Below are 5,306 nucleotides of genomic sequence, written 5' to 3'. Positions count from 1 at the left end.
GCGTGGTAAAAAAACGAGGCGTTGAAATTTCCTTACGCGCTTGTGGAAGAGATTGCTGCTGATCGCTTGGACGCAAAATCATCTGATCGACTATCAATGAAGCATCTCCTGAAACAGTAGCTTGATGCCCATCATCAACAGGATAATGATAACTTGCTGAATGTGCTTCCTTAACAGTCTGTCTTTTCAAAGTCGAAACACTAGAAGTATTCTGTCCTTCTCTTAAATTACGAGGAGGTCGATGCTTGGGTGGATGTTTGCTAGTATGTTTCTTAGGATCAGAATTTTTTCTCTTAGAAAAAGATCCCTGATAAGATCTTGCCTTTGTATCAGTAGATGAAACAAATGATGACATAAGAGCCTTTTGTTTATGTTTTCCGCATAGTACTTGAGTATTTGAATGCTCCGCATTTTCAGTTCCTATACCCAAATACCAAATTGTGGCATCACCACTCGAACCAGCACATCTTTCTCTCTTTTGCAAAGTATACAGAAAAGTTCCACCATCAACCGCTGTAATTTTTGCACCAAAACGATCTTCCAAAGTGAAATTAGCTCCCCCGTTTGAGCTTCTATCGGTAATTAATGGCACCTCAGTCATAAAACCATTCTTTTGTGAGAGAGGATTTGTAATTTCACGACCAGAATCGGTAACGCTTATTCCATGATTACCTGCACCTTCACCAATAGACAAGTAATCACTACCATTACCTTTAGCACTAATATTGAACAGAAAATGTAAATTTCCTGAAAGCTCTTCGACATGAAGTGAAATATGACGTGTATCATACGGTATAGAAGTAAAAATCACGGTCCCTTCTTCACCACCTAAATTCTCAATTTTAACTTCAGTTTTTTCTCTTATATTGCGCTCACTAACCAAAAATATTGTTTCCTCGGGTCTTCCCTGTATCGGAAGCCTTTTTTTAGTGATATGATTCGTCATATCTCCAGCAAACAAATAAAGTTTTCCTCCCCCGTTGACCTTTACTTCTCCAACGACATCTTTCGCACCAACATGTAGCCACGATCTGGCCGAGCTGTTAATCGTTAAACTATCCAAAAAACCACTAGGATATACAACTTGAGTAGCTTGATTCTGCAAGGTAGTATTAAAAGCCTCTCCTTGCGCTAGAACATGCTGTCTACCATTCTCAGAGACTACTGTATTCATTGCTTTTCCACCATCTTGTCTTTGTCCAGCGTAAAGATTTTGTTCTCCATTTTGTCCCACTTTTGTATTCCAAGCCCACGCACCATCAAATATATTCTGTTGTCCTGCTATTCCATCACTACCAATAACTGTAGCATCATAAGCGCCACTTTTCTTCTCCACCTCTGTAAGATCAAGATTCTTCTCTTCATGAACAAACTGCTTACCACCCTTAATTTTAGTATTCATCGCAGTTCCACTACGCGTAACGATTTGCACCCCTCCTTTTTCAATAGTAGCACCCATGGAAATTGCCCCATTTTCAACAACTTCAACACTACTCTCCCCAATTTTAATATTACTACTGAGAAGGCTATTTGTAATCAGTGCAGAACCTTTTGGTATTGTTTCTCCACTTGTTATACTTGATGTATTCGTTAGCTCTCCAATTTCGTTCTCAATTGCACTTGCAGATTGCACAAGAGAACTACTAATCAACAATACCGAAAAACTTAATTTGTATTTATATCGCATCATCTACACTCCATTCTCAATCATTAGAAAGACACCCTACTATCACGCAGATAGCTTATTTTAGAATGTATCATAATGTGTTTTATTGATGTCTAAGTACAATTTATTAGTGTGTTATTTTTAATGCAATTATAAATTGTGTAATTGTAAAATCATAAGAAACTATTTGTATCTGAGCTGTATAAATTCATAAAATGCAAATTACGCCCTTTGTATTTAAGGCATAATTCGCAATATTTTTAAGAGTGGATAAACTAAACGACATTACTCTCATAAATAAAGCATAAGATCATTTTCATAGTTTCTATATTCCAATGAAATCTTAAAGTTAACACTGAAATTTAACTTTAAAAAATTCTATTTCTGCAACGTATCAATCATAAATATATATTTAGAAACTATAGCGTACGCCAAAAATACCTTGAAGTGACTGCTTGATCTTATGTCCTTTTAGATAATGTGCTTCCGCATAAACTGTTAATTTATCATTGACCAAGCTGTTCACCCCAACTCCAAGTTTACCCGCATTTCCTGACAAGTCTGTGATAAATTTATGCCTATTGTTAATTATTGTATGATTATTATTTATATTTTCACGCAACCAAGCTGCTGTAATATAAGCTGTTAGTGAAGTTTCAGCATTTATTATAAATTCATGTCCCGCAGTTAATCCAACTTCACTACGTAATGACGTCAATGGTCTGATATCAGCTGTCATTTTATTAGAAAGGGAGATTTTTTTACCTTCAACTTGCAAACCTGTTAATTTGATATAAGGCTGCATCCAAGTGCTTTGCGCTGGTGCAAAACGACAGCCTATTTCAAATGACCCACCTATCGCCCACTGATTATAATCGCTTTGAACAGCTAAACCATTCGTTGAAATAGCTTTCAGATTATCTCGGTAATAATTATATTTTAAAACACCATCTAAATACCACCCACGATGATCAAAATATGTTGCGTAAGCTCCAATACTATAAGTGTTTAGATGACTGTTACCACCCCGTTTATGTGCAACGCGTGCCCGATCATAACTGCCAAAACCACCAACATATAAATCTCCATGTATAAGTTCGTTCAATTGATCTGCACCAAATACTAAACCTGTTTGCTCAAGCTTAAAATTTATATAACTGGCAGCAATATGTTCTGTGCTCTTGAGAGCATATGCCCATAGATTTATATCCTTCCTATTTTGGTCTAAAATTCCTCTTCCAATACGCATAATTTCCAGCTCATTGTTAAAAATCAGTCCTGGAGCTACCGATGTAGAAAGCACAGCATCAACTGAAGGAGTCGTTGACGAACCAGGAGCGAACGGATCTGTTGGATTAGGAAGTGGAGATTCTGGTCCACTTATATGATCCGCAGATAAAAACCAAGTTTTGCCATTTTCATCCTTTCTCTGTTTCAAATCATACATATAGGTTCCCCCATCGATCGCATGAATTTCTTCACCAGAGAGATCTGTCAGAGAAAAATATGCTCCACCGCTTCGATCCATAATTAAATCAAGCTTGTTTGAAAAAGGATCAGTGATTTCAACTCCAGAATCAGCAATAGTTATTGTGTGATTACCTTGCCCCTTCTCAATGAAGAAATAATCACCACGATTATGGGCAATTGTAGTATTGAATGCAAAATGTAAGCTGCCTGAAAGATTATTAACATGAAGCTGAGAGTAATACGGATCAGAACCAGTAAATGCAAAAATAACACTTCCTTCACCTGTTAATTTATTAATCAGAGAGCTTTTACCATCAAACTCATCAGTTATAGAATACAGTTTTGTCTCTCGTCCATTTAAAATAATGTCTTCTACTGTGGTACGATTCTTCTCATTTCCAGCATAAAGATGAAGCTGTCCAGAATGATTCAGTAAGGTTTTGCCTTCTAATATTGCCCCAGCATGGACAAGTGATTTTGTTTCATCGTTTATTATTAGATTTTTTACAGATCCACCAGCGTATATTTCTTGCAGAGCAGTTTCATTTAAAGTGACATCAACAACCTTTCCCCCTTCTAAAACACGTTGTTTACCGCCACCAAAAACTTGTATATTAAAGGCAGCCCCCCCATTTTTCGCACTTTGAGATTCTTTTGCAATCTCTTGTACACCACCTCTCATAACTTTCGTATTCCAAGTTATTCCCCCATCATATATCTTTTGTTGGCCCAGTGTTTCACCTTGACCATAAATGACAGTATTAGAAGCGCTACTCCCTTTAATTTGTCCTCCAACATCTCCCTCTCCAAAAACAAGTTGTTCACCTCCATAAATTTCAGTTCCCTCTACTTTTCCTCCATTCCCAACATTTTGGTGCCCACCTTTTTTAACAACAGCATTTTTTGAAAAGCCTTGTTTTCCTTTTAAAGCCTGAACATTTTCAGTTCCACCATACTCAATTTTGCTATTCTTACTTAGACCTCCCGCATAAACATAAATCTCTGCACCATTCTTCACTGTGTTATTGATAGAGCGCCCTGGCTCATCTTTCTCACCATCATTAGAAATGTAGGCTTTGCCATTATTATCGAGGACAAAATTTTCCAAAAGAGCTCCATCCTTAACAAAAATAAGTTCAGGATTTTTAAACGTCACAATATTACTTCCTTGCATATTCAATCCAGCATTGGCATCACTAGCGCTATTACCCCCCCGTGGTTGGCTAATCAATATTCTCGTATTTTTATTCGTACTGACGTCACTAAGCTTTTTAAAAAGTTCTGATTTACTGGGAAGTCCTGTAACAATACCACTAGAGGGCTTAAATTTTATACACTTTTTTGTTTTCACGTCCTCATTATAGCGACTATGAAAAGCTTGGTCATTTTTTGAAGGTTTACAAGAAGATTCCCCCTTTCCTTCACTTGAAGCCGCCGCTTGCACAAAACAACAGCACACTATGAGCGTCCAATAACTTACTTTCCACTTATATTGCATAGCTATATCCTCCCCCCTGCACGCCTGAGCAGACATCAAGTGTAATTAGCTCTACAAAATATATTTTCAACCTAAGATTGTTAGAATTATCTTGAATATTCTCTCTTACTTATTCCGTAGAAAATAATTCCTTTATATTTTTCAGATGTTTTTAATGAAGAGTACAAGAACGTTTCTTTATTGTTTTTTATATTTTTTAGAAGCTTTCAGAAAATAAAAAAAGCAAAATGCAAAAAACATGCCGAGTATCACTAAAGTACACAGCTTAACACAAGAAGTGCAATAAATATTTTTTCAACAGCTGTTCTCTGACGATTTATTGAATATTTATTCAATACATACCTATTTAGAAGCTATAGCGTATACCTAAAATANATAAAGCTTTAATTTCTCACTCACTAAACTGCTTAAACCAATGCCTAATTTCCCTGCATTCCCAGATAAGTCAGCGCTAAATTGGTGATATTGGTTAATCGTCGTATGGGTGTCATCTTTATTCTCACGCAACAAAGCTGCCGTAATATAAACTAGCGATGAAGCAATGGTCCCTAATTTAAATTCATACCCTAACGATAATCCAACCTCACTGCGCAGTGACGTCAATGGCTTGATAGCACCTGTCATTTCATTCGAAAGTTTGATTTCTTTGCCTTTAACTTGCAACCACCTCAA

At 36.6% G+C, this 5,306-nt stretch carries 2 protein-coding genes and 1 pseudogene; all 3 read right to left on the bottom strand.

What is annotated here, in order from left to right; all coding sequences use genetic code 11:
- On the bottom strand, nucleotides 1–1,690 hold a 1,690-nt coding region (locus tag ABD909_RS01570; protein ID WP_345096211.1), incomplete at its 3' end, for a pertactin-like passenger domain-containing protein.
- 388 nt (nucleotides 1,691–2,078) lie between these two features.
- A complete protein-coding gene (gene bafA / locus ABD909_RS01565) occupies nucleotides 2,079–4,634 on the bottom strand; it encodes a BafA family autotransporter (RefSeq protein WP_345096209.1) in 2,556 nt (851 codons plus the stop codon).
- Nucleotides 4,635–5,009: 375 nt separating this feature from the next.
- Nucleotides 5,010–5,306, bottom strand: a pseudogene (locus ABD909_RS01560) (autotransporter outer membrane beta-barrel domain-containing protein); the annotation flags it as partial.

The sequence above is a fragment of the Bartonella acomydis genome, from assembly GCF_039543025.1.
GTDB lineage: Bacteria > Pseudomonadota > Alphaproteobacteria > Rhizobiales > Rhizobiaceae > Bartonella > Bartonella acomydis.
This window is presented reverse-complemented; position numbering and strand designations above follow the sequence as displayed.

Coding starts and splice junctions, on each gene's coding strand:
- bafA (WP_345096209.1), bottom strand. CDS start 4,634: ATGCAATATAAGTGGAAAGTAAGTTATTGGACGCTCATAGTGTGCTGT.